The sequence below is a fragment of the Flavobacterium album genome, from assembly GCF_003096035.1.
In the GTDB taxonomy this organism is placed as follows: Bacteria; Bacteroidota; Bacteroidia; order Flavobacteriales; family Flavobacteriaceae; genus Flavobacterium; species Flavobacterium album.
Genome location: NZ_CP029186.1, coordinates 239,164 through 264,155, shown reverse-complemented (window position 1 = coordinate 264,155; position 24,992 = coordinate 239,164). Strand labels below are relative to the sequence as shown.

The following is a 24,992-nucleotide window of genomic DNA, read 5'->3' as shown; positions in this document are numbered from 1 at the left end:
TAGAAAATGTCAGTTAGAAAATTAAAACCTATTACCCCGGGTCAGCGTTTTAGAGTTGTAAATAGCTTTGACACTATTACAACTGATAAGCCGGAGCGTTCATTGATCGCACCGAAAAAAAACTCAGGCGGTAGAAATAGTCAAGGAAAAATGACCATGCGTTATACAGGCGGTGGTCACAAGCAAAGGTATCGTATGATCGATTTCAAAAGGACTAAAGCGGGTATCCCTGCTACGGTTAAGACAATCGAATACGATCCAAACCGTTCAGCATTCATATCTCTATTGTTCTATGCTGATGGTGAGAAAGCATACATCATTGCGCAAAACGGGCTTCAGGTAGGCCAGGTTGTTACTTCGGGAGCTGATGCTCAGCCGGAAATTGGTAACGCTTTACCTCTAAGCAAAATTCCTCTTGGAACTGTTATATCTTGTATTGAGCTACGTCCTGGGCAGGGAGCGGTTATCGCTCGTAGTGCAGGTACTTTTGCACAGCTTATGGCAAGGGACGGAAAATATGCTACCATCAAAATGCCTTCAGGTGAGACAAGGTTGATCCTTCTTACATGTATGGCTACTATTGGAGCAGTTTCCAACTCTGACCACCAGTTGATCGTTTCCGGTAAAGCCGGTAGGTCACGCTGGTTAGGCAGGAGGCCAAGGACAAGGCCGGTAGCGATGAACCCTGTAGATCACCCGATGGGTGGTGGTGAAGGACGCTCTTCAGGAGGTCACCCACGCTCAAGGAAAGGTCTTCCGGCTAAAGGTTACAGGACTCGTTCTAAAGTTAACCCAAGTAATAAGTATATCGTAGAACGTAGAAAGAAATAATAAGTAAGATATGGCACGTTCATTAAAGAAAGGACCTTTCGTTCACTATAAATTAGATAAGAAAGTTCAGGAAAATATCGAGAAGGGAAACAAAGGAGTTGTTAAGACATGGTCTCGCGCTTCGATGATCACCCCGGATTTTGTTGGGCAGACTATCGCAGTACACAACGGTCGTCAATTCGTACCGGTTTACGTTACAGAGAATATGGTAGGTCATAAATTAGGAGAATTTTCGCCAACGCGCTCTTTCAGGGGCCACGCTGGTGCTAAAAATAAAGGTAAAAAATAATAGCAATGGGAGTTCGTAAAAGAGAAACCGCAGAAGCAAGAAAAGAGGCTAATAAGTCTATTGCTTTCGCTAAGCTAAATAACTGCCCTACTTCGCCACGCAAAATGCGCCTTGTTGCGGATCTTGTAAGGGGCCAGAAGGTAGAATTAGCGCTAAATATATTAAGGTTCAGTTCAAAAGAGGCTTCACGCAAGCTTGAAAAACTGTTGCTATCAGCCATCAACAACTGGCAGCAAAAGAACGCTGAAGAAAGTCTTGAAGACGCCGGCCTTTTCGTAAAAGAAATCAGGGTTGACGGCGGAATGATGCTGAAAAGGCTTCGTCCTGCACCGCAGGGCCGCGCTCACAGGATAAGGAAACGTTCTAACCACGTAACTATCGTGCTTGGAGCTAAGAATAATAACACACAAAGCAACTAAGAGAAATGGGACAAAAAACAAATCCAATAGGAAATCGCCTTGGTATCATCAGGGGTTGGGATTCTAACTGGTATGGTGGAAATGACTACGGTGACAAGCTTGCCGAAGATCACAAAATCAGGAAATATATCCATGCCCGTTTATCTAAAGCTAGTGTGTCTAAGGTAATCATCGAGAGGACCCTTAAGCTTGTAACCGTTACTATTACTACTGCACGTCCTGGTATCATCATCGGGAAAGGCGGCCAGGAAGTAGACAAGCTGAAAGAAGAACTTAAGAAAATTACCGACAAAGAGGTTCAGATCAACATCTTTGAAATCAAAAGGCCGGAACTTGACGCTTACCTTGTAGGTACAAGCATTGCCCGCCAGATCGAAAGCCGTATCTCTTACAGGAGGGCTATCAAAATGGCTATCGCTGCCGCTATGCGTATGAACGCAGAAGGTGTAAAAGTGATGATTTCAGGCCGTCTTAACGGTGCTGAGATGGCACGTTCGGAAATGTTCAAAGAAGGTAGGATTCCTCTATCAACTTTCAGGGCTGACATCGATTACTCACTTGCAGAAGCTCACACTACTTATGGTAGGATGGGTATCAAAGTGTGGATCATGAAAGGTGAGGTTTATGGCAAAAGAGATCTTTCTCCGTTAGTAGGTATGGACAAAAAACAGTCTAAATCTGCAGGATCTCAGGACAGGGACAACAGGTCACAAGGCGGAAGGCCGGGTGGTCGTCCGGGTGGCGATAAATCAGGCCAACGCAAAAGAAAGTAATTAAAAAAACTAAAGAAAAATGTTACAGCCTAAAAGAACAAAATACCGCAAGGTACAGAAAGGTAAGATGAAGGGCATTTCCCAAAGGGGTCATGAACTTTCTAATGGTATGTTTGGTATCAAATCTTTAGATTCAGTTTTTATCACTTCCCGCCAGATCGAGGCTGCACGTATCGCTGCAACCCGTTTCATGAAAAGGGAAGGCCAGTTGTGGATCAAAATATTCCCGGATAAGCCTATCACTAAAAAACCTCTTGAGGTACGTATGGGTAAAGGTAAAGGTGCTGTTGAGTACTGGGTTGCCGTTGTTAAACCAGGTAAGATAATGTTTGAAGTAGGAGGCGTGCCATTGGCCGTTGCTAAAGAGGCACTTCGCCTTGCTGCCCAAAAGCTGCCTGTGAAAACCAAATTTATCATCGCCAGAGATTTCGAAGCATAATCCGATATTATTATGAAACAATCAGAGATAAAAGATCTATCTGCAGCCGAGCTTCAAAGCAAACTTGGTGAGTTACAGAAAACATATGCCGACCTAAAATCAGCTCACGCTATTTCTCCTATAGAGAACCCGCTACAGATAAGGACCGTAAGAAGGTCTATCGCAAGGGTAGCCACTGAGCTTACAAAAAGAGAGTTACAATAATTGTATTCTGCCAAAAGATGGAAGAAAAAAGAAACTTAAGAAAAGAGAGAATTGGTGTAGTAACCAGCAACAAAATGGCAAAATCCATTGTTGTATCTCAAACTACAAGGGTAAAACACCCGCTATACGGTAAGTTCGTATTGAAAACAAAGAAATTTGTTGCACACGACGAAAAGAACGACTGTAACATTGGTGATACAGTAAGGATCATGGAAACACGTCCTTTGAGTAAGACTAAATGTTGGAGGTTAGTAGAAATCATTGAAAGAGCGAAGTAATTATGGTACAACAGGAATCCAGACTAAAAGTAGCAGACAACACGGGAGCAAAAGAAGTTTTGACCATCCGTGTATTAGGGGGAACGAAACGTCGTTATGCCTCTGTTGGAGATAAAATTGTAGTGTCTATTAAAGATGCAACACCTAACGGTAACGTTAAGAAAGGTGCTGTTTCAACTGCAGTTGTTGTACGTACCAAAAAAGAAGTGAGAAGAGCCGACGGTTCATACATCAGGTTTGACGATAACGCTTGCGTATTGTTGAATGCTGCCGGTGAAATGAGGGGAACTCGCGTTTTTGGTCCTGTAGCAAGGGAACTTCGTGAAAAACAATTCATGAAAATTGTATCATTGGCACCTGAAGTGCTTTAATTGTTATAAGAAATGATAAAGCTTAAAATAAAATCAGGAGACACCGTAAGGGTAATTGCCGGTGACCACAAAGGTTCTGAAGGTAAAGTACTGCGTGTCCTTGTAGATAAGAACAAAGCGATCGTTGAAGGCGTGAACATGGTGTCTAAACACACTAAGCCAAGCGCTAAAAACCCTCAGGGTGGTATCGTTAAGAAAGAAGCTCCTATCCATATTTCCAACATCGCGCTTGTAGATCCTAAAACTAAGGAAACTACAAGGACTGGTGTAAGGACAGAAGGAGATAAGAAAGTAAGGTTTTCAAAAAAATCTAATCAAGTACTATAGTGATGGCTTATATACCAAGATTAAAACAAGAATATAAGGACAGGGTGATCCCTGCTCTTAAAGAAGAATACGGTTACAAGAACGTAATGATGGTTCCAAAACTGGAAAAGATCGTTCTTAGCCGTGGTGTAGGCGCCGCTGTGTCTGATAAGAAACTTATCGACTATGCAGTTGATGAGCTTACTAAAATTACCGGCCAGAAAGCTGTTTCTACCATATCTAAGAAAGACGTTGCATCGTTCAAACTTAGGAAAGGTATGCCGATTGGTGCTAAAGTAACCCTTCGTGGCGAAAGGATGTATGAATTCCTTGACAGGCTGGTGACATCTTCACTGCCGCGCGTAAGGGATTTCAACGGTATCAAGGCTACAGGTTTTGACGGAAGGGGTAATTATAACCTGGGTGTTACAGAACAAATCATTTTCCCTGAAATTGATATTGACAAAGTGAACAAAATATCAGGATTAGATATTACCTTTGTAACTTCGGCCCAAACCGATAAAGAAGCTAAGTCGCTATTGACAGAACTAGGTTTACCTTTTAAAAAGAATTAAGTTATGGCTAAAGAATCAATGAAAGCCCGCGAGGTAAAAAGGGCGGCAATGGTTGCAAAGTATGCTGAAAAAAGGAAGGCTCTTCTTGAAGCCGGAGATTATGAAGGCCTGCAAAAGCTTCCTAAAAACGCTTCACCGGTACGTATGCACAACCGTTGCAAACTTACAGGAAGGCCAAGGGGTTATATGCGCCAGTTCGGTATTTCACGTGTAACTTTCCGTGAAATGGCTAACAACGGACTTATACCGGGAGTTAGAAAAGCCAGCTGGTAAAAAGAGAATTATAAATTGGTTTCAGGTTCGGCCTTAACAGGCCGAAAACCGTAACCGCAAATTAATAAATATGTATACAGATCCAATTGCCGATTTTTTGACAAGGATTAGAAATGCAGTAAGGGCAAACCACAAAGTGGTTGAGATTCCTGCTTCTAACATGAAAAAAGAAATCACAAAGATTTTATTTGACCAGGGATACATCCTTAGTTACAAATTTGATGACAACGCTGTACAAGGCACCATCAAAATCGCTCTTAAGTATGACAAAGACACTAAAGAGTCTGTAATCAAAGATATCCAGAGAATTAGTAAACCGGGTTTACGTAAATATGCAGGCGCTTCTAACCTTCCAAGGATCCTTAACGGATTAGGTATTGCTATCGTTTCTACATCAAAAGGACTGATGACAGGAAAACAGGCAAAACAGCAAAATGTAGGTGGCGAAGTAATCTGTTACGTATACTAATAATAAAGACTGAGTACTATGTCAAGAATAGGTAAAAATCCAATAACAATACCAGCCGGCGTAACAGTTGATGTTAACGGTAATGTTGTTACGGTAAAAGGTAAAAAAGGCCAGCTTACACAAGACTTTGCAGATGTTACTGTAAAACTTGAAGAAGGCCAGGTTATAGTAGAAAGATCTTCGGACCACAAGGACGAAAGGTCTAAGCACGGTTTATACAGGGCACTTATCAATAACATGATTGTTGGTGTGTCTGAAGGCTTCACTAAAGAGCTTGAACTGGTAGGCGTTGGTTACAGGGCTTCAAACCAGGGACAGAAATTAGATATTGCACTTGGTTTCTCTCACAACATCGTTCTTGAAGTTGTGCCTGAAGTTACTGTTGAAACTGTATCAGAAAAAGGTAAGAACCCTATCATTAAATTAGCTTCGCACGACAAACAACTTTTAGGGCAGGTAGCGGCCAAGATCCGTTCTTTCCGCAAGCCTGAGCCTTACAAAGGAAAAGGAGTTAAATTTGTAGGTGAGGTATTAAGAAGAAAAGCAGGTAAATCAGCTTAAAAATCTAAGACATGTCATTAAACAAATCTGAAAGAAGACAAAGAATTAAGTTCAGGATCAGAAAGATTGTAAGCGGAACTGCTGCTATGCCAAGACTTTCTGTATTCAGGAGCAATAAAGAGATCTATGCGCAAATCATAGATGATGTAAACGGTGTAACTTTGGCTGCTGCCTCTTCAAGAGACAAAGGCATTACAAAGGGAACTAACATAGAAACGGCTGCAGCTGTTGGAAAAGCAATTGCAGAAGCGGCTCTTAAAGCCGGTATCGATACCATCGCTTTCGACAGGGGTGGGTACCTTTACCACGGACGTGTAAAATCATTAGCGGAAGGCGCAAGGGAAGCCGGACTTAAATTCTAAGAGAAACTATGTATCATAATTATAAAAACGTAGAACTAGTAAAACCAAGCGGCCTTGAGCTTAAGGATCGTTTGGTTGCTGTAAATCGTGTTACTAAAGTTACAAAAGGTGGTAGGGCTTTCGGCTTTTCTGCAATTGTAGTTGTAGGCGACGAGAATGGTGTTGTGGGCCACGGTCTTGGTAAATCTAAAGACGTATCTGAAGCTATTGCAAAAGCAGTGGAAGATGCTAAAAAGAACCTTGTTAAGATTCCACTTTCAGGACAATCAGTTCCTCATGAGCAAAAAGGTAAATTCGGTGGTGCACGTGTACTATTGATGCCTGCTTCTCACGGTACCGGTGTAATTGCCGGTGGTGCTGTACGTTCGGTTCTTGAGTCTGTAGGTATTCACGACGTACTTTCAAAATCACAGGGTTCATCAAACCCTCACAATGTTGTTAAAGCTACTTTTGATGCTTTACTTCAAATGAGGAGCGCTGCGACTGTTGCAAAACAAAGGGGCGTTTCATTAGAAAAAGTATTCAAAGGTTAATTCTGAGGAAATCATGGGAAAAATAAAAGTAAAACAAGTTAAGAGTAAAATCAACTGTCCGCAAACACAAAAGCTTACGCTGGAGTCATTAGGCCTTCGTAAACTTGGACAGGTTGTTGAGCACGATGCAACTCCTGCTATCCTTGGAATGGTAAACAAAGTTAAACACCTGGTTTCTGTTGAAGAAATCAACTAACAAAATACACTAATGGATTTAAGTAACTTACAACCTGCAGAAGGTTCAGTTCACAATAAAAACAAAAGGGTAGGCCGTGGTGAAGGTTCCGGCAAAGGCGGTACATCCGCACGTGGCCACAAAGGAGCTAAATCACGTTCAGGCTACTCTAAGAAGATTGGTTTTGAAGGTGGTCAGATGCCTTTACAGCGTCGTGTTCCTAAGTTTGGTTTCAAAAACATCAACCGTAAGGAATATGAAGGTGTAAACCTTGATACGCTTCAGGCTCTTGTAGACAACGGAATCGTTACCGATACTGTAGACTTTGCAGTAATGGTAGAGAACCGCCTGGCTACTAAAAATGAAATGGTAAAGATATTAGGAAGAGGAGAGCTTAAAGCAAAACTAAAAGTAACTGCTCACAAATTTACTGCAACTGCAAAAGCGGCTATCGAGGCTGCCGGCGGCGAAGCGGTAACTTTATAATCCTATTTTCTTATGAAGAAATTTTTCGAAGCGTTTGCCAATGTCTGGAAGATCGAGGAGCTAAAAAACAGAATTTTAGTTACTCTGGGTTTGTTGCTTGTGTACCGTTTTGGTGCCCACGTAACATTACCGGGTATTGATGCTACACAACTAAACAGTTTGACTAATCAGACCCAGGGAGGTATTGGCTGGCTTATCGATGTATTTACAGGTGGTGCGTTTTCGCAGGCATCTGTATTTGCATTGGGTATCATGCCCTACATCTCTGCATCGATCGTTGTCCAGCTAATGGGCATCGCGGTGCCTTACCTGCAAAAACTGCAGAAAGAAGGCGAAAGCGGCAGGAAAAAGCTAAACCAGATAACAAGGTGGCTTACCATTCTTATCACACTGGTTCAGGGTCCGGGCTATATCTATAACCTTTACAGGACACTGCCTCCGGGAGCATTCCTGTTGCCTTCCAGCTCTTTTGCATTCCTTTTCTCATCAGTAGTAATACTGGCAACAGGTACCATTTTCGCAATGTGGCTTGGAGAGAAGATCACCGACAAAGGTATTGGTAACGGTATATCGCTATTGATCCTTGTAGGTATCATCGCCAGGATGCCGCAGGCGTTTATCCAGGAGTTTACTTCTGTGGTAACCAAAAACAACGGTGGTCCTTTGCAGTTGCTTCTTGAAATTGTTGCATGGCTTCTTGTAATTATTGCATGTATCATGATGATCATGGCAGTAAGGAAAATTCCGGTGCAATATGCAAGGCGTACAACTTCGGGCGATTTTGAACAGGATATGATGGGCGGCAACAGGCAGTGGATTCCTTTAAAGCTTAACGCTTCGGGAGTTATGCCGATTATCTTTGCCCAGGCTATCATGTTTATACCTGCTGCATTGGCAGGATTATCCAAGTCTGATACTGCCGCAACCATCACTTCTCAATTCCAGAATGTGTTTGGTTTGGCCTATAATGTGGTTTTTGCTTTATTAATTATAATTTTTACGTACTTTTACACCGCAATTACGGTGCCTACCAACAAAATGGCAGACGACCTTAAGAGGAGTGGGGGCTTTATACCGGGCGTAAGGCCGGGTGTTGAGACCGGAGACTACCTCGACAGGATCATGTCATTGATTACTTTACCCGGAGCATTATTCTTAGCTTTCCTTGCCGTGTTCCCGGCAGTGGTAAGTAACTTTGGGGTTCAGCAGCAGTGGGCATTGTTCTATGGTGGTACATCACTGTTAATTATGGTCGGGGTTGCGATCGATACCATTCAGCAAATAAATTCTTATCTGTTGAACAGGCATTACGACGGATTGATGAAGAGTGGTAAGAATAGAAAAGCAGTGGCTTAAAAATTTTTATGGCAAAACAATCAGCAATAGAACAGGACGGATCGATAATAGAGGCATTGTCAAATGCCATGTTCCGTGTTGAATTAGAAAACGGGCATATTGTAATTGCTCATATCTCAGGAAAGATGCGTATGCATTACATCAAGTTGCTTCCGGGCGACAAGGTGAAGCTGGAAATGAGTCCTTACGATTTATCCAAAGCAAGAATTACTTATAGATACTAAAGCTATTAAAATGAAAGTAAGAGCGTCAGTTAAGAAAAGAAGTGCCGAGTGCATCATTGTGCGTAGAAAAGGCAGGTTATATGTTATTAACAAAAAGAATCCTAGATTTAAACAAAGACAAGGATAATTATGGCAAGAATTGCAGGGGTAGACATACCTAAAAACAAAAGAGGGGTTATTGCTTTAACTTATATCTTCGGTATTGGTAGAAGCAGGGCTGCAGAGATTTTAGAGAAAGCTAAAGTTAGCGAAGATACTAAAGTACAGGACTGGAATGATGATGAGATCAGCGCCATCCGTGAGGCTGTTTCTTATTTCAAGATCGAAGGTGAGCTTCGCTCAGAAATATCTTTGAACATTAAACGTTTAATGGACATAGGTTGTTACAGGGGCATCCGCCACAGGGCAGGTCTTCCGCTTAGGGGACAACGCACCAAGAACAACTCCAGGACTAGAAAAGGTAAGAGAAAAACTGTTGCTAACAAGAAAAAAGCAACTAAATAATAAGTAGTATGGCTAAAGCGAGTACAAAAAAACGTAAAGTAATTGTAGAGTCTACAGGCGAAGCACATATTAGCGCAACTTTTAATAACATCATCATTTCTTTGACAAACAAGAAAGGTGAAGTTATCTCTTGGTCATCTGCAGGTAAGATGGGCTTCAGGGGTTCTAAAAAGAACACTCCGTATGCAGCCCAGATGGCAGCAGAAGATTGCAGTAAAGTTGCTCTTGAGGCTGGCCTTAAGAAGGTGAAAGTTTACGTTAAAGGCCCGGGTAACGGACGTGAGTCTGCTATCAGGTCTCTACATAATGGAGGAATCGAAGTTACCGAGATCATCGACGTAACACCTATGCCGCACAACGGCTGCCGCCCTCCGAAGAGAAGAAGAGTTTAATTTATTTTATAGTATAATTCGAATAGGGCAACGGATCATCGAAGGATGTGACCTGAATTCATGATCCCCTGTTCACTAATTTTTAGAAATGGCAAGATATACTGGTCCACAAACAAAAATCGCCCGTAAATTCGGCGAGGCGATCTTCGGAGACGACAAAGCCTTCGAAAAAAGAAATTACCCTCCAGGGCAGCACGGCCTTGCAAAAAAGAGAGGTAAAAAATCGGAATACGCTGTACAGTTGATGGAAAAGCAAAAAGCGAAGTACACTTACGGTATCCTTGAAAAACAATTCAGGAACCTGTATGAAAAAGCAGCAGCATCAAAAGGTGTAACAGGTGAGATCCTTTTACAGCTTTGTGAAGCAAGGCTTGACAACGTAGTATTCAGGATGGGCATTGCACCTTCAAGAAGGGCAGCAAGGCAAATCGTTTCTCACAGGCATATTACTGTAAACGGCGAATTGGTAAACATTCCTTCTTACCACCTTAAAGCCGGCGATAAAGTAGCAGTTCGCGAAAAATCGAAATCTCTTGATACAATAGAGCGTTCTTTATCAAACTCTGCTCATGTTTATGAGTGGATCACATGGAACAACGATACCAAAGAAGGTACTTTCGTTTCTGTACCTGCAAGGCTGCAGATTCCGGAAAACATCAAAGAACAACTAATCGTTGAGTTGTATAACAAATAATAATTGACATTAGTCGAAATATGGCAATATTTAATTTTCAGAAGCCCGATAAAGTTATAATGATCGATTCGACCGATTTCCAGGGGAAATTTGAATTCAGACCTTTGGAACCGGGATACGGATTGACTGTTGGTAACGCACTTAGAAGAGTTTTGCTTTCTTCACTGGAAGGTTACGCAATTACTTCAGTTCGCATTGAAGGAGTTGACCATGAATTTTCCACAATACCTGGGGTTGTTGAAGATGTTACAGAAATAATCCTGAACCTTAAGCAGGTTCGTTTTAAACGCCAGATCGAGGATATTGACAACGAATCTGTATCTGTATCTTTTACAGGAAAAGACCAGCTTACTGCCGGCGATTTCCAAAAGTACATTTCAGGTTTCCAGGTGTTGAACCCGGATCTTGTTATCTTTAACATGGACAGCAAAATAAACATAAACCTTGAGCTTACCATCGAGAAAGGCAGGGGATATGTTCCGGCTGAAGAGAATAAGAAGCAAAACGCAGCTATAGGTACTATTTTTACAGACTCTATCTTTACTCCGGTAAAGAATGTAAAATATACTATAGAGAACTTCCGTGTTGAGCAGAAGACCGACTACGAAAAGCTGGTATTCGAGATCATCACTGACGGATCTATACATCCTAAAGAAGCGCTTACTGAGGCAGCAAAAACACTGATTCACCATTTTATGCTGTTCTCTGATGAAAGAATTACACTTGAGGCCGATGAAATAGCACAAACAGAATCGTATGACGAAGAGTCATTGCACATGAGGCAGCTTCTTAAGACCAAGCTGGTTGACATGGACCTTTCTGTAAGGGCGCTGAATTGTTTGAAAGCGGCTGAAGTTGATACTTTGGGTGACCTTGTATCGTTCAACAAAAATGACTTAATGAAGTTCCGTAACTTTGGTAAGAAGTCGCTAACAGAGCTTGATGAGCTTGTAGCGTCTAAAAACCTTCACTTCGGGATGGATTTGACGAAATACAAATTAGATAAAGAATAATCCGGACCTTTTTAGGTTTACATTACTACAGAGATGAGACACGGAAAAAAGAATAATCACTTAAGCAGGCAGACCGGGCATAGGAAATCTATGCTTGCGAACATGGCCTGTTCACTTATAGAGCACAAGCGTATCAATACGACTGTTGCCAAAGCTAAAGCGCTTAAGCAGTTTGTTGAGCCTTTGGTTACTAAATCTAAAGAAGATACTACGCACAACAGGCGTATTGTATTTGCTTACCTTCGCAACAAATATGCGGTTACTGAACTTTTCAGGGAAGTTGCTGCTAAAGTAGGCGATCGTCCGGGTGGATATACCCGTATCATTAAGCTTGGTAACCGTCTTGGTGACAACGCTGATATGGCAATGATCGAACTGGTAGACTTTAACGAACTGTACAATGCTACAGCTAAAGAAGCTAAGAAAACTACACGCCGTAGCCGTACTGCCAAGAAAGCAGACGCTGCTGCACCGGTGGCCGAAGCTCCTGCAGCTAAAGAAGCTCCTGCTGTTGATACAGACGAAAACAAAGAAGCTACTGAATAATCATGAAACAATGATTTTCAAATATCAAAAAAGGATGAACTTAACGGTTTGTCCTTTTTTTTTGACCTGAAATTACGTTTCGCTTTCACGATTTTTTAAAGTAAATTTGCACGCAACACAACAACACACAACATAATGAAATATTCTAACAGGGACCGCGCGATCCTCCTCCTGGCAGACGGTACGATCTTTTATGGTAAATCGATAGGCATTGAAGGTACCGTTTTTGGCGAAGTTTGCTTTAACACCGGGATGACCGGATACCAGGAGATCTTTACAGACCCATCCTATTTTGGTCAGATCATGGTAGCATCCAATGCCCATATCGGCAACTACGGCACCAATGAAGAGGAAATTGAAGCCGAAAAGATAATGATCTCCGGGCTGGTTTGCAAAAACTTTAGCTTTAACCATTCTAGGCCAAACTCGACTGAAGGTTTGAAGGAATACTTTGAAAAGCAAAACCTTGTAGCAATATCCGATGTGGATACCCGTGCGTTGGTGAGCTACATCCGTGACAATGGCGCTATGAACGCGGCCATCTGTACCGAGAAATGCGACATAGAAGACCTGAAAAAGCGCCTTGCCGATGTTCCGGACATGAAGGGACTCGAACTGTCTTCAAAAGTTTCCACCAAGGAGCCTTACTTCATAGGCAGCCCGGATGCGAAATATAAGGTTTCGGCATTGGATCTCGGCATTAAGAAAAACATATTAAGGAACATGGCAAAAAGGGATTGCTACATTAAAGTTTTCCCGTATGATGCTACTTACGAGGATATGAAAAGCTTCAATCCGGATGGCTACTTCCTTTCGAACGGCCCCGGCGATCCTGACCCGCTTTTTGCAGCTCAGGAAACAGCACGTAATATATTAGATAAGAACGAGCCGGTATTCGGTATCTGCCTTGGGCATCAGGTTTTGGCTTTAGCCAACGGCATTTCAACCTATAAGATGTTCAATGGACACAGGGGCATTAACCATCCTGTGCGCAACCTGCTTACCGGCGAAGGCGAAATCACCTCGCAAAACCACGGATTTGCAGTAGTCCGTGAAGAACTTGAAAAGCATCCTGACTTTGAGATCACTCACGAGCATGTGAACGACGGTACCGTGGCAGGTATGCGAATGAAGAGCAAAAACTGCTTCTCGGTGCAGTACCACCCGGAGGCAAGCCCGGGCCCGCACGATGCAACTTACCTTTTCGACCAGTTTATCGCAAATATCGAGAGCGCGAAAAAATAAAAGTTGTCGCTTTTTATATTGGAATTAAATTACTGAAGCTAAAACGATTGCGTTTATAAGTTTTTAAAAATTAAGGAATTTCATTTTTTAATTTGATTAAATTTGGTTTTTATTCAAATTAAACGACAAAACAATAACGATAAAACAAAAATTTAATGAGCATTATTATTAAAGTTCACGCAAGGCAGATATTGGATTCCCGTGGCAATCCGACTGTAGAAGTAGATGTTATTACAGAAAATGGCGTTCTTGGAAGGGCAGCTGTACCTTCAGGGGCTTCTACCGGGGAGCATGAGGCTGTAGAGCTTCGCGATGGCGGAAAAGATTATATGGGCAAAGGCGTTTTGAAAGCCGTTGAGAATGTAAATGTAAAGCTGGCTGCCGAAATCGTTGGCATGTCGGTTTTTGAGCAGAACGCTATCGACAAAGCGATGATCGAACTTGATGGCACTGCCAACAAATCGAACCTTGGCGCGAATGCTATACTGGGTGTTTCTTTGGCTGTAGCGAAAGCAGCTGCGAATGAGCTTGGCCTGCCGCTATACCGCTACGTAGGAGGTGTTTCCGGTAATACACTACCTGTGCCTATGATGAACATCGTGAATGGCGGTTCGCACTCTGATGCGCCTATCGCATTCCAGGAATTCATGATCTTCCCTGTAAAAGCAAAAAACTTTACACACGCCATGCAGATGGGTACTGAGGTTTTCCACCACCTTAAAAAAGTGCTTCACGATCGCGGACTTAGCACTGCTGTTGGCGATGAGGGTGGCTTTGCGCCAAACTTTGCAGGCGGTACCGAGGATGCCCTTGACACTATAAAGCTTGCTGTTGAGAAAGCAGGGTATACTTTTGGCGGTGATATCAAAATCGCCCTTGACTGTGCCGCTTCTGAATTTTACGTGAACGGAAAATACGACTACTCTAAATTTGAAGGCGAAACCGGAAAAATAAGGACATCTGCCGAGCAGGTGGAATACCTTGCCGAGCTTGCTGCGAAATACCCGATCATCTCTATTGAGGACGGTATGCAGGAAAACGACTGGGAAGGCTGGAAACTGCTTACCGAAAAAATAGGCGATAAGGTACAGCTTGTAGGTGATGATTTGTTTGTGACCAACGTAGAGCGTCTTGAAAAAGGCATCAACGAAGGCATTGCCAATTCGATCCTTATCAAGGTAAACCAGATAGGTACGCTTACAGAGACTATTGCTGCCGTGAACATGGCACACAATGCAGGATACACATCGGTTATGTCGCACCGCTCGGGAGAGACGGAAGACAACACGATCGCTGACCTTGCCGTTGCCCTTAACTGCGGCCAGATCAAGACCGGTTCGGCTTCACGCTCTGACCGTATGGCAAAATACAACCAGTTGCTCCGCATTGAAGAAGAACTTGGCGAAGTAGCTTACTTCCCGGGTGAGAAAGCCTTCAAAGTGAAGAAATAATTAAAATAATTATAGTATGAATTCGGGGTAAGTAATTTCTTATCCCGAATTTTTTGTTTTATTTGTATTAGCAATAAATCAAATCAACAATGGAGATCGGGCAAAGATTCAACAAACTAACGCTTAAGGAATATTATTTCTACATTGATAATTATAAGAAGTATACTGATTTTAATACGCTTGGCCTGTATCGTTCAATCGTAGAGAATGAAAAACTCAGCCTTGATGACAAGTTATTGTTAAGAGACTATGCACATAAAACTTTTAGGAAAGCCTTTGATTTTCTCCAGCTAAAAGACCCTATGACATTTGTTGAAGTTGAATATCTTGGGCAGGAGCTTACTAAGGGCGATGAAGGTATGATATGGGGTAGTATTAGAATAAACCAGCAAAAGATACTTACTGATAAAAAAATAAAACATAGGAGTTTTGGTGTCTACTCAAAACATAAATGTCCTTATGATTGTCCATGGAATGGTGTCATGATCAGGCCGGATTCGCGACTGGCATGGAGCAATATGCATTTTGACGGCGATAAAAACAGGTATCTTGCCAAAGAAAAATCTGAAAACAGGAAAATGGCAAGGAAGAAGGAGAAGCAGATAATTAGTAAAGAGCTTGATAGCAGAATATAATATGATGATAGGAAAGCCTGTCAGATGACATAAGGCGGTTCGATCAATGCGGCTTCTTTATTCTAAATGCTTATTTAACCGACTTTATAAATGAAACAAAATATACTTACGCTACTTTTATTTATTGGTACATTTTCCCTTTTTGGGCAGTCTGATGTGCAATTCAGGCTGCAATTTTCAGAACCTTATGCGGTATACGACTTTCTGGGGAAAATTTCTGATAGCTATCCTGATAATGAACTGAAAAGCATTTTTCAACAATCAAAATATAATACAGAAAGCAATATTAGGAAAATCGCTGAATTTGAACAACTGGCGATCGATTACAGTTATTTCTACCGGCAATATCCACAGCCTCTCAAATCTGGGGTGATGACAAGGGACCTGTTGGAGAAGAATCTCGCAGTAAGTCAAACGTTAGATGAGTTCAGGGACAGGTCGGTTGGATTGATTCCCGGCGATATATTATTCTCCTTCTCGGGGATATTGGAAAACTTCCTGCCGATATACCATGAGCTGGTCTGTCTTCCCAATAAAGATGCTATAGCTATCCAGGAGCGTAATCTTCGGGACTATTTAGACACAGGGAGGTTTGCGGACTATTTCCGGGCAGGCCTGGCTTTTTACGGCACCACCTGGGATTCCCACATACCTTTTCAGGTCAACCTGCTTCCGTCGCTCGACAAAGATAATCTGGGCGCAAGGGCATTTTTTAATGTGGCCGTCTGCGAAACGCCGCTTGGTTCAAAAGACCATCAGACGTTATTCAGTGTGACAATGCACGAGATATATCATATAATTTATGATAACCAGTCCCTGAAAATGAAGGGCAATATCCAAAAATGGTTCAATGATACCAACTCGCCCAACAGCCAGTATGCCTTGTTGTTGATGAACGAAGTTTTAGCGACAGCTTTAGGAAATGCCTACGTTACGGAACAACTTAAGGGCAAAATTGAGGAAGATGACTGGTATGCCAACCGCTACATAACCGGTATGGCAAAGGAGATATATCCTGTAGTAAAGGAATATATAAGGGATAAGAAGCCAATGGACGAGGCATTTGTAAAAAGATATGTGGGCCTTTATGATGAAAAATTCCCGCAATGGAACAAAGAGCTGGAACATATACTGACTTACAGGTACATTGTAGCCGATACCAGTGATGACTGGAAGTATATCAGGAGGACTTTCCGCTATTATTCCAATAGCAGGATGGCGGCTCCAATCAATGTCACCGAAATAGAAAAAGCAAATGAATTACCGATTACTAAAGTCTTTATAGTTTCTAAAGACCATGAAAGAACGCTAAACTTATTAAAAGGCAGCTTTGATGTGCTAAAGAACTATAGAATGGATTTTAAGAAGGAATTTATAGCCGTCTTTACTTTGCCTGACAGGACTAAGCTATTCGTCATCAATCGCCATCGTTCGACAGTTGAAGAGCTAATGGTTAAATATTTCCCTGATAAGGTTATTAAGTAATATAAGTAAGGAATAATCAGTACCATCTCCCACATACGGCGACTACCTTTTTTATTGCAAATTCTAAATCGTATCCCTTAAATTCTAAACGGCTGATGTTTAATCGGAATGAAATTATACTTTTGCTTCGTAATACACGCGGCGTATGAAAATTTCGAAATTTCTGGTTCTCTTTTTTGCGGTTCTTTGCTGCATGCCGTCATTTTCGCAAACCAAAGTGCTTGACAGCCTCTTTACGGTGCTGAAACATCCCGCCAATGCTTCCAAAAAAGCAACAGTACTTAATGCGATAGCAGCCGAGTATGAGAATGAGCCGGAAATGATGCTGAAGTACGCCAAAGAAGCGATGGAAGTGGCGCACAAAGCAGGATTAAAACAGCAGGAAGCCGACTCGTGGCGTAACATTGGCAATGCCAACATCATACAGAGTAAATATACCCAGGCCCTTAAAAGCTTCAGCAATGCGCAGGCCTTATATGAGGCATTGGTAAAATCGGCAAGTGAGAATAACGATTATAAGGATGGGTTGGCGAATGTCTACGGCAGCATCGGTATCGTCTGTTCGGAGCAAAATAACTATCCCAAAGGACTGGAATATTATTTTAAGGCCCTAAAGCTTTTTCGCGAAACGGGGCAGGAGGAGATCGTTGCGGTGGTGTACAACAACATCGGCGACATTTACGCGACGCTAAAAGAATACAACAAGGCGCTCGAATACTTCAATAAGGCGCTTTGGATCCAGAAAAAAACCGGCGACCCTTCGTCGGCCATAACAACGTCCAACATAGGAAAGATATACTTAGCGAAAGGCGAAGATGAAAAGGCGCTTGAGTCCTTTAATGAAGCAGAAAAGCAATTCGGTAAGTTCGGGAATAACAGGGGGCTGGCCGAGTTGTACAATAACTTTGGCAATTACTACAAAAAGAAAAATAATTTTACAGGAGCGGTAAGCTATTATAATAAAGCCCTGGCGCTTTTTGAGCAATCGGGCGAAAAATACGGGGCATCAGCATCCTTGGGTTTTTTGGGTGACATCAATGCGCTTCAGGGTAAAAACGAAGAAGCTATTGAGTATTTTAAAAAATCCTCTGCGCATGCAGCCGAGATAGGTGTGCTGGAACAGGTGAAGGAATCTGAAAAAGGGCTGAGCGATATTTATGAAAAACGGGGCAATGCAGCCGAGGCTTTGGAGCATTACAAAAAATATACTGCCGCCAAAGACAAGATCATCAACAGCGAGAACATAAAGAACATGGTGCGCGAAGAGATGAACTACGAATTTGAGCGCAAAGCAGAACTACAAAAAGCCGAGAATGAAAAGCGGCAGGTGCTTTTTGACGAGCAGGCCAAAAGGCACATGCAGCAAATGCTGTTCACGGGCTTATCGGCACTCCTGGTTTTCGGTATCGCATTCTTGATATACAGCAGGCTGCAATTGAAAAAGAGGCTCACATTGCAGCGCGACCTTGCCGAATACGAGCAAAAAGCGCTCCATCTCCAGATGAACCCGCATTTTGTATTCAACTGCCTTGGGTCAATTTCCAGTTTCATTGTCCAGAACGGTACCGACCAGGCGATAAAATACCTTTCGAAATTCTCTAAACTGATGCGCCTCACATTGGAGTATTCCAAAGAATCGCTTATTCCTATTGACAAAGAGATAGAGGGACTGCAGAATTACCTGGAACTGGAGCAGCTACGTTTCAATAAGATGTTCGATTTTACCATCACCAAAGACCCTTCGATAGAAGACGATATGGCCATACCGCCATTATTACTGCAGCCCTTTGTAGAGAATGCCATCATACACGGCATCGTACCTAAAAAAGTGCATGGGTCCATCAGTATTGATTTTGCGCTTGTCGATGAAAAGCTGGTATGCACGGTGACGGATGACGGTATCGGGATCAACAGGTCGAAGCAGCTGAAGGAGAATACAATAACAGTACACAAGTCGATGGCCATGGAAATAACCCGCAAAAGGCTTGAGGTAATACAGGCATTTACCTCCAAAACCTCGCAGGTGGAAATAAAAGAGCTCACAAATGCGGCAGGAGAGCCTTCGGGAACACGAATTGTCTTAAATTTGCCTATACAATACGCAACAAACTAACTCATGATCAAAGCTTTACTTATAGACGACGATAGTAACCTGAGAAATGGCATGAAAGGGCTGTTGGGGATGTACGCGCCCGATATCCATATTGTTGGGGAAGCCGATAGTGTAAAATCGGGCATCCAGGCCATAGAGCAACACCAGCCGGATGTCATCTTTCTCGACATCCAGTTGGGCGACGGGACAGGTTTTGATATACTGGAGCAGCTGGCGAAAAAAATAGGCAAGCTGTCGTCGCATGTGGTGTTCATCACCGCCCACGAGCAGTTTGCGGTTAAGGCATTTCGCTTCAGTGCGCTGGATTATCTGCTGAAGCCTGTCGACCCCGAAGAGCTGCGTAAAGTAACCGAAAAAATAAAAAAAGTGCTTGCCAACAATGATAGCTATGCGCACATTGACTTACTACTGGAAAATATCAGGAAGAAGGTAGACAAGTTCAAGCGGATTGCGCTGTCAACATCAGATGGCATACACCTGTTTGAGGTGAGCGACATCATAAGGCTCGAATCGCAGGACAATTACACAAGGTTCCATATAAAGGACCACAAGCCGGTGCTGATTGCAAAAACGCTTAAGGAATATGAAGACCTGCTTTCGGAGCAGGGGTTTGAGCGCATACACCAGTCGCACCTCATTAATCTTGCCTACCTGAAATCGTACATCAAGAAAGATGGCGGCTACGCGGTGATGGCAGATAACAGCAACCTCCCGATCTCGCAGCGAAAGAAAGAGCGGCTGCAGGAGCTGTTGAAATCTTTGTAACGCAAATTCTAAATAGGAATGGGCGAATTCTAAACGGTATCCGGAATACCGGGTGCTATACTATATATTTGAAAAACTGACAAATAACAAAGCTTTGTTATGAAAAAACTATTACTATACCTGCTGTTGTTTTGTACCGGCATGGCCAGTGCACAGATAGTATCTATCCCTGATAATAATTTCAGGAATAAGCTGCTGGCTGCCAATACAACAAATAACATAGCCAAAAACAGCGGCGGCGCCCCGATAAAAGTCGATACAAACAACGATACCTATATACAGCAATCGGAGGCAGATGCGGTATATGAGCTGGATGTTTCGTCATCATCCATATCCAATCTGACAGGTATCCAGGCATTTAATAACTTAAGGGTTTTAAATTGCCAGGGCAATGCGCTTTCGTCACTTATCCTTACCGGAATTGCCAATCTTGAAACCGTTTACTGCGGATCGAACTACATTTCGACACTAACCATAACGGGGCTTTCTAACCTGAGGGGCCTGTATTGCTCCGACAATTATCTTTCGGCAATAAACTTTACCGGCGTGACCGACCTTCGCTGGCTGGAATGCAACAACAATCAGTTTGCTACACTAAACGTATCTTCGCTGGCTAACCTTCGTGAACTGAAATGCAACGGGAATTCAATGACAGCATTGAATGTGGTGAATCTTGGTGACCTGAGGCTGATCGAGTGCGCTGTTAACAACCTCACTTCTCTGGATCTTTCGGGACTGGATCATTTGGAATCATTAGTGTGCTACCAAAACTCCCTTACGGCTCTTGATTTTACCGGCCTGGGCTACCTCATAAGCGTAAATTGTTCTGAAAACCAACTCGCAAGCCTTGACTTTTCGGGTAACCCGGCGTTTAATGAACTGGATTGCTTTCAAAACAACCTTACCTATATCAATATTAAAAATGGCAATACCCAGGTGTATGATGCTACTACAGCGCCTAACAACTGGGCTGGCAACCCAGGACTGGCTTTCATTTGTATTGATGAAAGCGAAACGGCCATTGTAGATACTATAGTGGCGGCCAATGGTATCATGGTGAATTATAACACCTATTGTACATTCGTTCCGGGCGGCGATTATAACACAATCACCGGTGCGTTACTCTTTGACGGTGACAACGATGGCTGCGACACGGCAGATACTCCCCAGCCTTTTATAAGGATAGGCATTGATAACGGCACCCAAACGGGAGCAGCCTTCTCAGATGATAACGGCAACTATGCTTTCTATACAGGTGTGGGTACTCTTACAGTAACGCCGCAACTGGAAAACGACAGCTTTTTTACGGTTACGCCGGCATCGGGCAATGTCGTTTTTCCAATAGTGGATAATTCAGTTGTGACAAATAATTTCTGCATTGCTGCCAATGGCATTCACCCTGATGTGGAAGCGGTAATTGAGCCGCTGATGCCTGCCGTGCCGGGAGGCCTTGCTACCTATAAAGTAGTGTATAAAAATAAAGGCAACAAGGTGCTGTCGGGCAGTGTAACTTTTAGCTGCGACGAAAGCTTTATTGATTACGCAGCGGTTGACCCAGCGCCGGATGCTATTGTGCCCGGTACCTATACCTGGAATTTCACAGGGTTGAAGCCGTTTGAAAACAGGGAAATAAAAATTGAGCTTTACATCAACAGCCCTACGGATATCCCGGCTGTGAATGTGGGCAATACATTATTTTTTACATCTACCGCAACTTCATTTTCCGGAGATGATATCCCGCAGGACAATACCTTCGACTTTAACCAGGTGGCCGTTGGGTCGTTCAATCCGAACAGCATCACGTGTATTGAAGGTGATACTGAATCGGCTGCGGCGATAGGCGATTACCTGCACTATGTGGTTAACCTTAAGAATACCGGTACACAAACCGCTACATCCATCGTAGTGAAACATGATTTCGATCCGGCGCAGTTTGATGTAGCATCGCTTCAGGTGCTCAACAGCTCCCATGCCATGAGGACGAGGATAACAGGCAACCAGGCCGAATTTATCATGCAGAATGTCAGCATGGCGGCGGCGGGCCATGGCAATATCCTGTTTAAGGTAAAAACAAAACCAAGCCTGATGGTTGGTTCGTCCGTAACGACAAAGGCAAGGATCTTCTTTGACTATGATACACCAGTGGAGACCAATGACGCCAATACCGTGTTTGAAGACCTGGGCAGGGGCGATTTTGAAAAAGACAATAGTATAAAAGTATATCCTAATCCTGCCAAAACCATCCTGAACATAACAGCGGACAATACGGTAAGGTCGATAGAGCTGTACGATATGCAGGGCAGGCTGCTGGAAACAGGAATAATAAATGATGTAAGTACCACGATAGACATGGCTGCAAGGGCTTCGGGTATTTACTTTGTAAAAGTGACCACCGACAAAGGTGTGAAAGTAGAAAATGTAATCCGTGAATAAATTCTTAAACTACTAAACGGAGGAAAGCCGGTACGAAAGTGCCGGTTTTTTTTGTGGGTGATCATCTATATCTTTATAATGATTAGGGAATTAAGCTTATCAATTGTTATAGTTGAAATTAACAATAATAAAATCGCATATGAAAAATTCCTTACTATGCCTCGCTCTTTTGCTTGCCGGAAGCATGACCGCACAGACAATAACAATTCCGGATGTTAACTTCAAAAACAGGCTGCTTTCAACAAGCAGTAATACCTGGCTGGCCCGCGATGCCAACGGAAATAACCTTGCCGTTGATGCCAATGGCGACGGCGAGATACAAATGAGCGAAGCGCTGCAGGTGCATGAGCTTAATTTTTATTTCGGCGGATGGGGCGGACAGATACAGTCCATGCAGGGTATTGAATATTTCACAAACCTTGAAGTGCTCGATTGCGGGAGCAACGCAATAACATCACTCGATGTAACGGCTTTAACGAATCTCAGGAATCTTAATTGCCGCTATAACGGATTACAATCCTTAAATGTAAACGGCCTTGCCAATCTGGAAAATATAGAATTTGAATTCAATCCTGCAATTGCGTCTTTCGCCCCTACAGGGCTTACAGGCCTAAAGCAGTTAAAAGGACGTTTTTGCTCACTGGCATCGCTTGATCTTAGCTTATTTCCCGCTTTGGAATTCCTTGAGTGCGGCAACAACCAGCTTACTGCTCTTGATGCTACAGCGGTGCCACTGCTAACCTCGCTGCAGTGCGGTAATAACCAGATCTCGAGCCTCACATTGACAGGTCTCTCGCTGGAATCGCTAAGCTGTGGCAATAACCCATTGCCCGGCCTGGATGTCTCTGAATTTACAGGGCTTATAGGCCTTGAGTGTAATAATACGGGCATAAACCAGTTAAGCCTTGCAGGTTTTACAGCCCTTAAATGGCTCTCCTGTTCCGGCAATCCCATTACTTCGCTGAATACGCAGGATTTAGGTTCGCTTGAACAACTGAGTATAAATAATACACTGCTTACAGAGCTTGACCTTAGCCATTCGCCAAACCTCCCTTATTTCAGTGCAAACAACAATCCTTTGCTTACCTCTATAAATATGCATAATGGCACAGCTATTTTGTATCCCGGCGAGGTATCCTTAGAGAATAATCCGGTTCTTCAATATATTTGTGTTGATGAAGGTGAGGAAGATCTGATGCTGCAATATTTTGAATGGCACCAGCAAATCCCTGTATATATGAGCTCGGATTGTACTTTTGTGCCAAATCAGGTGTATAATACCATTAGTGGCGATATTACTTTCGACTTTAATAATAACGGATGCGATACAAATGATACCCCTGCCTCATACACAAAGCTCCTGGTGAGCAACGGCACCGAGCAAAGCATACGGTATACGGGTGGTAATGGACATTACTCTTTTTATGCCGGCGAAGGTGCCTATACCGTTACCGCCGATCCCGATACGGCATTGTTTGTGCCAACCCCGGCTACAGCAAGCTTTACATTTGCAGGCTTCGACGGCCAGGCAGAAACCCAGGATTTTTGTATGGTTGCCAATGGTACGCACAACGATGCCGAAGTAGTAATCATGCCAATAGGTGGCGTAAACCCCGGTTTCGATGCATGGTATAATGTAGTTATAAGGAACAATGGCAACCAAACGCTTTCCGGGACCGTTACCTTTATCTACAACGGTACTGTCCTGCACCAGGATATGGAAATTCCAGCAGCCGACAGTTATGCCAACGGATCGATGAGCTGGAACTACAGCGATTTGATGCCTTTTGAAACACGGCTGATGACGATCAGGCTTCATGCCAATGGTCCGACAGATACGCCTGCACTGAATATTGACGATGCACTCGATTTCTCTGCCTCGGTAACGCCTTTCGATACCGATGAAAATCCGAATGATAATAATTTTGAACTGCACCAAATTGTAACAGGCTCGTATGACCCGAATAACATTGTTTGCCTTGAGGGGGAAACCGAGAGCATTAACGCAATAGGTGACTATTTGCATTATGCGGTAAATTTTGAAAATACCGGCAATGCCGCTGCAACCTTTGTAGTAGTTACACAACAGATTGATGAGGCAATGTTTGATCCGGCATCTTTGGAGCTGATGAGCAGCACCCATCCTTTTACGGCATCGCTGACCGGCAACATGCTGGAACTGAAGTTTGAGAACATAAACCTTGGCCCTCAGGAGCAGGGGCAGGTTTTGTTCAAAATGAAAACCCTCCAGTCATTGCATGAAGGTGACGAAGTGATGAGCCGGGCCAATATTGTATTCGATTATAATTTTGGCATAGCGACCAACGAGGCGGTGACATTATTCGAAGCCGTAATGGGTGTTGAGAAGCCAGAAGGCACTGTTTCAGTAACGGTGTACCCAAACCCTGCCCGAAATACAATCAATATCATGGCGCAGGAAACCATCAGGTCGGCAGAACTGTTTGATATAAACGGCAGGCTTTTGCAAACCGCGATAATAAACGATACAAGCACTTCGATAGACCTGTCTTCCAGGGCTGCGGGAATGTATTTTGTAAAAGTTATTACTGAAAAAGGAATGAAAGTAGAAAAGGTGATAAGGGAATAGTCCTTAAAACTACTAAACGGAGGAAAGCCGGTACGAAAGTGCCGGTTTTTTTTGTGTGAGGTAATGATACTCTGTGCGTTTTTTTACGGAATTTTCAACAGTCGGTAAAACTTGATACAAACTTTTGTTGTTTTATTACATTTAACCTTTTTCTTACGTAAATTTCTTTATAAATAAATTACAA

General features: G+C 43.0%; 33 protein-coding genes. All 33 read left to right on the top strand.

Annotated features, from left to right (window positions below; all coding sequences use genetic code 11):
• Positions 1–6 precede the first annotated feature (6 nt).
• The gene (gene rplB, locus HYN59_RS01195) at positions 7–831 is read left to right on the top strand and encodes a 50S ribosomal protein L2 (protein ID WP_108776525.1); all 825 of its coding nucleotides are present in this window, start codon (positions 7–9) and stop codon (positions 829–831) included.
• Between the two features lie 10 nt (positions 832–841).
• On the top strand, positions 842–1,120 hold the full coding sequence (rpsS, locus tag HYN59_RS01190; RefSeq protein ID WP_014085019.1) for a 30S ribosomal protein S19: 279 nt from the start codon (positions 842–844) through the stop codon (positions 1,118–1,120).
• Between the two features lie 5 nt (positions 1,121–1,125).
• Positions 1,126–1,539 (top strand): 50S ribosomal protein L22, encoded by a 414-nt coding sequence (gene rplV / locus HYN59_RS01185; protein ID WP_108776524.1) that lies wholly within the window; start codon positions 1,126–1,128, stop codon positions 1,537–1,539.
• Positions 1,540–1,544: 5 nt separating this feature from the next.
• A complete protein-coding gene (gene rpsC / locus HYN59_RS01180; RefSeq protein ID WP_108776523.1) occupies positions 1,545–2,312 on the top strand; it encodes a 30S ribosomal protein S3 in 768 nt (255 codons plus the stop codon).
• A gap of 19 nt (positions 2,313–2,331) precedes the next feature.
• On the top strand, positions 2,332–2,751 hold the full coding sequence (gene rplP, locus HYN59_RS01175) for a 50S ribosomal protein L16 (protein WP_108776522.1): 420 nt from the start codon (positions 2,332–2,334) through the stop codon (positions 2,749–2,751).
• 12 nt (positions 2,752–2,763) lie between these two features.
• The gene (gene rpmC, locus HYN59_RS01170) at positions 2,764–2,955 is read left to right on the top strand and encodes a 50S ribosomal protein L29 (RefSeq protein WP_108776521.1); all 192 of its coding nucleotides are present in this window, start codon (positions 2,764–2,766) and stop codon (positions 2,953–2,955) included.
• 17 nt (positions 2,956–2,972) lie between these two features.
• On the top strand, positions 2,973–3,233 hold the full coding sequence (rpsQ, locus tag HYN59_RS01165; RefSeq protein ID WP_108776520.1) for a 30S ribosomal protein S17: 261 nt from the start codon (positions 2,973–2,975) through the stop codon (positions 3,231–3,233).
• Positions 3,234–3,235: 2 nt separating this feature from the next.
• Positions 3,236–3,604 (top strand): 50S ribosomal protein L14, encoded by a 369-nt coding sequence (gene rplN, locus HYN59_RS01160; protein ID WP_007803649.1) that lies wholly within the window; start codon positions 3,236–3,238, stop codon positions 3,602–3,604.
• A gap of 12 nt (positions 3,605–3,616) precedes the next feature.
• Positions 3,617–3,931 (top strand): 50S ribosomal protein L24, encoded by a 315-nt coding sequence (gene rplX, locus HYN59_RS01155; RefSeq protein ID WP_108776519.1) that lies wholly within the window; start codon positions 3,617–3,619, stop codon positions 3,929–3,931.
• 2 nt (positions 3,932–3,933) lie between these two features.
• On the top strand, positions 3,934–4,485 hold the full coding sequence (gene rplE, locus HYN59_RS01150; RefSeq protein WP_108776518.1) for a 50S ribosomal protein L5: 552 nt from the start codon (positions 3,934–3,936) through the stop codon (positions 4,483–4,485).
• A gap of 3 nt (positions 4,486–4,488) precedes the next feature.
• Positions 4,489–4,758: a 30S ribosomal protein S14 gene (gene rpsN / locus HYN59_RS01145; protein WP_108776517.1), complete on the top strand. Its 270-nt coding sequence runs from the start codon at positions 4,489–4,491 to the stop codon at positions 4,756–4,758.
• Positions 4,759–4,828: 70 nt separating this feature from the next.
• A complete protein-coding gene (gene rpsH / locus HYN59_RS01140) occupies positions 4,829–5,227 on the top strand; it encodes a 30S ribosomal protein S8 (protein WP_108776516.1) in 399 nt (132 codons plus the stop codon).
• Between the two features lie 18 nt (positions 5,228–5,245).
• On the top strand, positions 5,246–5,788 hold the full coding sequence (gene rplF, locus HYN59_RS01135) for a 50S ribosomal protein L6 (RefSeq protein ID WP_108776515.1): 543 nt from the start codon (positions 5,246–5,248) through the stop codon (positions 5,786–5,788).
• Positions 5,789–5,799: 11 nt separating this feature from the next.
• Entirely contained in the window at positions 5,800–6,150 is a 351-nt protein-coding gene (rplR, locus tag HYN59_RS01130; RefSeq protein ID WP_108776514.1) for a 50S ribosomal protein L18, read from the top strand.
• Positions 6,151–6,158: 8 nt separating this feature from the next.
• Complete coding sequence (rpsE, locus tag HYN59_RS01125) at positions 6,159–6,683, top strand: 30S ribosomal protein S5 (protein ID WP_108776513.1); 525 nt, start codon at positions 6,159–6,161, stop codon at positions 6,681–6,683.
• 13 nt (positions 6,684–6,696) lie between these two features.
• The gene (gene rpmD, locus HYN59_RS01120) at positions 6,697–6,879 is read left to right on the top strand and encodes a 50S ribosomal protein L30 (protein WP_099084894.1); all 183 of its coding nucleotides are present in this window, start codon (positions 6,697–6,699) and stop codon (positions 6,877–6,879) included.
• 12 nt (positions 6,880–6,891) lie between these two features.
• Positions 6,892–7,344, top strand: coding sequence for a 50S ribosomal protein L15 (gene rplO, locus HYN59_RS01115; RefSeq protein ID WP_108776512.1), 453 nt, complete (start codon positions 6,892–6,894; stop codon positions 7,342–7,344).
• Positions 7,345–7,356: 12 nt separating this feature from the next.
• The gene (secY, locus tag HYN59_RS01110) at positions 7,357–8,700 is read left to right on the top strand and encodes a preprotein translocase subunit SecY (RefSeq protein WP_108776511.1); all 1,344 of its coding nucleotides are present in this window, start codon (positions 7,357–7,359) and stop codon (positions 8,698–8,700) included.
• Between the two features lie 8 nt (positions 8,701–8,708).
• The gene (gene infA / locus HYN59_RS01105) at positions 8,709–8,924 is read left to right on the top strand and encodes a translation initiation factor IF-1 (protein WP_007136545.1); all 216 of its coding nucleotides are present in this window, start codon (positions 8,709–8,711) and stop codon (positions 8,922–8,924) included.
• A gap of 10 nt (positions 8,925–8,934) precedes the next feature.
• A complete protein-coding gene (gene ykgO / locus HYN59_RS01100; RefSeq protein WP_002987490.1) occupies positions 8,935–9,051 on the top strand; it encodes a type B 50S ribosomal protein L36 in 117 nt (38 codons plus the stop codon).
• A gap of 2 nt (positions 9,052–9,053) precedes the next feature.
• The gene (gene rpsM / locus HYN59_RS01095) at positions 9,054–9,428 is read left to right on the top strand and encodes a 30S ribosomal protein S13 (RefSeq protein WP_108776510.1); all 375 of its coding nucleotides are present in this window, start codon (positions 9,054–9,056) and stop codon (positions 9,426–9,428) included.
• A gap of 8 nt (positions 9,429–9,436) precedes the next feature.
• A complete protein-coding gene (gene rpsK / locus HYN59_RS01090) occupies positions 9,437–9,820 on the top strand; it encodes a 30S ribosomal protein S11 (RefSeq protein ID WP_108776509.1) in 384 nt (127 codons plus the stop codon).
• Positions 9,821–9,908: 88 nt separating this feature from the next.
• Positions 9,909–10,514, top strand: coding sequence for a 30S ribosomal protein S4 (gene rpsD, locus HYN59_RS01085; RefSeq protein WP_108776508.1), 606 nt, complete (start codon positions 9,909–9,911; stop codon positions 10,512–10,514).
• A gap of 20 nt (positions 10,515–10,534) precedes the next feature.
• Positions 10,535–11,527 carry a DNA-directed RNA polymerase subunit alpha gene (locus HYN59_RS01080; RefSeq protein WP_108776507.1) on the top strand — a complete coding sequence of 331 codons (993 nt, stop codon included), beginning with the start codon at positions 10,535–10,537 and terminating at the stop codon, positions 11,525–11,527.
• 33 nt (positions 11,528–11,560) lie between these two features.
• Positions 11,561–12,073, top strand: a complete 513-nt coding sequence (rplQ, locus tag HYN59_RS01075; RefSeq protein ID WP_108776506.1) for a 50S ribosomal protein L17 — start codon at positions 11,561–11,563, stop codon at positions 12,071–12,073.
• A 135-nt stretch (positions 12,074–12,208) separates the two neighbouring features.
• Positions 12,209–13,318, top strand: a complete 1,110-nt coding sequence (carA, locus tag HYN59_RS01070; protein WP_108776505.1) for a glutamine-hydrolyzing carbamoyl-phosphate synthase small subunit — start codon at positions 12,209–12,211, stop codon at positions 13,316–13,318.
• 155 nt (positions 13,319–13,473) lie between these two features.
• Positions 13,474–14,769: a phosphopyruvate hydratase gene (eno, locus tag HYN59_RS01065; RefSeq protein ID WP_108776504.1), complete on the top strand. Its 1,296-nt coding sequence runs from the start codon at positions 13,474–13,476 to the stop codon at positions 14,767–14,769.
• Positions 14,770–14,858: 89 nt separating this feature from the next.
• Positions 14,859–15,404, top strand: a complete 546-nt coding sequence (locus HYN59_RS01060) for a hypothetical protein (RefSeq protein WP_108776503.1) — start codon at positions 14,859–14,861, stop codon at positions 15,402–15,404.
• A gap of 90 nt (positions 15,405–15,494) precedes the next feature.
• Positions 15,495–16,889, top strand: coding sequence for a hypothetical protein (locus HYN59_RS01055; protein ID WP_108776502.1), 1,395 nt, complete (start codon positions 15,495–15,497; stop codon positions 16,887–16,889).
• A 145-nt stretch (positions 16,890–17,034) separates the two neighbouring features.
• On the top strand, positions 17,035–19,002 hold the full coding sequence (locus HYN59_RS01050; RefSeq protein WP_108776501.1) for a tetratricopeptide repeat-containing sensor histidine kinase: 1,968 nt from the start codon (positions 17,035–17,037) through the stop codon (positions 19,000–19,002).
• A gap of 3 nt (positions 19,003–19,005) precedes the next feature.
• Entirely contained in the window at positions 19,006–19,767 is a 762-nt protein-coding gene (locus tag HYN59_RS01045; RefSeq protein ID WP_108776500.1) for a LytR/AlgR family response regulator transcription factor, read from the top strand.
• 99 nt (positions 19,768–19,866) lie between these two features.
• Entirely contained in the window at positions 19,867–22,200 is a 2,334-nt protein-coding gene (locus HYN59_RS01040) for a DUF7619 domain-containing protein (RefSeq protein WP_108776499.1), read from the top strand.
• Positions 22,201–22,339: 139 nt separating this feature from the next.
• A complete protein-coding gene (locus tag HYN59_RS01035) occupies positions 22,340–24,808 on the top strand; it encodes a DUF7619 domain-containing protein (RefSeq protein ID WP_108776498.1) in 2,469 nt (822 codons plus the stop codon).
• The last annotated feature ends 184 nt before the right edge of the window (positions 24,809–24,992 follow it).

What these genes read in the sequence shown, in the direction of transcription:
- rplF (WP_108776515.1), top strand. Translation starts at nt 5,246, where the DNA reads ATGTCAAGAATAGGTAAAAATCCAATAACAATACCAGCCGGCGTAACA.
- rpsK (WP_108776509.1), top strand. Translation starts at nt 9,437, where the DNA reads ATGGCTAAAGCGAGTACAAAAAAACGTAAAGTAATTGTAGAGTCTACA.
- HYN59_RS01045 (WP_108776500.1), top strand. Translation starts at nt 19,006, where the DNA reads ATGATCAAAGCTTTACTTATAGACGACGATAGTAACCTGAGAAATGGC.
- rpsC (WP_108776523.1), top strand. Translation starts at nt 1,545, where the DNA reads ATGGGACAAAAAACAAATCCAATAGGAAATCGCCTTGGTATCATCAGG.
- rplE (WP_108776518.1), top strand. Translation starts at nt 3,934, where the DNA reads ATGGCTTATATACCAAGATTAAAACAAGAATATAAGGACAGGGTGATC.
- rplX (WP_108776519.1), top strand. Translation starts at nt 3,617, where the DNA reads ATGATAAAGCTTAAAATAAAATCAGGAGACACCGTAAGGGTAATTGCC.
- rplR (WP_108776514.1), top strand. Translation starts at nt 5,800, where the DNA reads ATGTCATTAAACAAATCTGAAAGAAGACAAAGAATTAAGTTCAGGATC.
- HYN59_RS01035 (WP_108776498.1), top strand. Translation starts at nt 22,340, where the DNA reads ATGAAAAATTCCTTACTATGCCTCGCTCTTTTGCTTGCCGGAAGCATG.
- rpsE (WP_108776513.1), top strand. Translation starts at nt 6,159, where the DNA reads ATGTATCATAATTATAAAAACGTAGAACTAGTAAAACCAAGCGGCCTT.
- rpsQ (WP_108776520.1), top strand. Translation starts at nt 2,973, where the DNA reads ATGGAAGAAAAAAGAAACTTAAGAAAAGAGAGAATTGGTGTAGTAACC.
- HYN59_RS01080 (WP_108776507.1), top strand. Translation starts at nt 10,535, where the DNA reads ATGGCAATATTTAATTTTCAGAAGCCCGATAAAGTTATAATGATCGAT.
- infA (WP_007136545.1), top strand. Translation starts at nt 8,709, where the DNA reads ATGGCAAAACAATCAGCAATAGAACAGGACGGATCGATAATAGAGGCA.
- HYN59_RS01050 (WP_108776501.1), top strand. Translation starts at nt 17,035, where the DNA reads ATGAAAATTTCGAAATTTCTGGTTCTCTTTTTTGCGGTTCTTTGCTGC.
- rpmC (WP_108776521.1), top strand. Translation starts at nt 2,764, where the DNA reads ATGAAACAATCAGAGATAAAAGATCTATCTGCAGCCGAGCTTCAAAGC.
- rpsM (WP_108776510.1), top strand. Translation starts at nt 9,054, where the DNA reads ATGGCAAGAATTGCAGGGGTAGACATACCTAAAAACAAAAGAGGGGTT.
- rplP (WP_108776522.1), top strand. Translation starts at nt 2,332, where the DNA reads ATGTTACAGCCTAAAAGAACAAAATACCGCAAGGTACAGAAAGGTAAG.
- eno (WP_108776504.1), top strand. Translation starts at nt 13,474, where the DNA reads ATGAGCATTATTATTAAAGTTCACGCAAGGCAGATATTGGATTCCCGT.
- rpmD (WP_099084894.1), top strand. Translation starts at nt 6,697, where the DNA reads ATGGGAAAAATAAAAGTAAAACAAGTTAAGAGTAAAATCAACTGTCCG.
- HYN59_RS01040 (WP_108776499.1), top strand. Translation starts at nt 19,867, where the DNA reads ATGAAAAAACTATTACTATACCTGCTGTTGTTTTGTACCGGCATGGCC.
- HYN59_RS01055 (WP_108776502.1), top strand. Translation starts at nt 15,495, where the DNA reads ATGAAACAAAATATACTTACGCTACTTTTATTTATTGGTACATTTTCC.
- rplO (WP_108776512.1), top strand. Translation starts at nt 6,892, where the DNA reads ATGGATTTAAGTAACTTACAACCTGCAGAAGGTTCAGTTCACAATAAA.
- rpsN (WP_108776517.1), top strand. Translation starts at nt 4,489, where the DNA reads ATGGCTAAAGAATCAATGAAAGCCCGCGAGGTAAAAAGGGCGGCAATG.
- secY (WP_108776511.1), top strand. Translation starts at nt 7,357, where the DNA reads ATGAAGAAATTTTTCGAAGCGTTTGCCAATGTCTGGAAGATCGAGGAG.
- rplV (WP_108776524.1), top strand. Translation starts at nt 1,126, where the DNA reads ATGGGAGTTCGTAAAAGAGAAACCGCAGAAGCAAGAAAAGAGGCTAAT.
- HYN59_RS01060 (WP_108776503.1), top strand. Translation starts at nt 14,859, where the DNA reads ATGGAGATCGGGCAAAGATTCAACAAACTAACGCTTAAGGAATATTAT.
- rpsH (WP_108776516.1), top strand. Translation starts at nt 4,829, where the DNA reads ATGTATACAGATCCAATTGCCGATTTTTTGACAAGGATTAGAAATGCA.
- carA (WP_108776505.1), top strand. Translation starts at nt 12,209, where the DNA reads ATGAAATATTCTAACAGGGACCGCGCGATCCTCCTCCTGGCAGACGGT.
- rpsS (WP_014085019.1), top strand. Translation starts at nt 842, where the DNA reads ATGGCACGTTCATTAAAGAAAGGACCTTTCGTTCACTATAAATTAGAT.
- rplQ (WP_108776506.1), top strand. Translation starts at nt 11,561, where the DNA reads ATGAGACACGGAAAAAAGAATAATCACTTAAGCAGGCAGACCGGGCAT.
- ykgO (WP_002987490.1), top strand. Translation starts at nt 8,935, where the DNA reads ATGAAAGTAAGAGCGTCAGTTAAGAAAAGAAGTGCCGAGTGCATCATT.
- rplN (WP_007803649.1), top strand. Translation starts at nt 3,236, where the DNA reads ATGGTACAACAGGAATCCAGACTAAAAGTAGCAGACAACACGGGAGCA.
- rplB (WP_108776525.1), top strand. Translation starts at nt 7, where the DNA reads ATGTCAGTTAGAAAATTAAAACCTATTACCCCGGGTCAGCGTTTTAGA.
- rpsD (WP_108776508.1), top strand. Translation starts at nt 9,909, where the DNA reads ATGGCAAGATATACTGGTCCACAAACAAAAATCGCCCGTAAATTCGGC.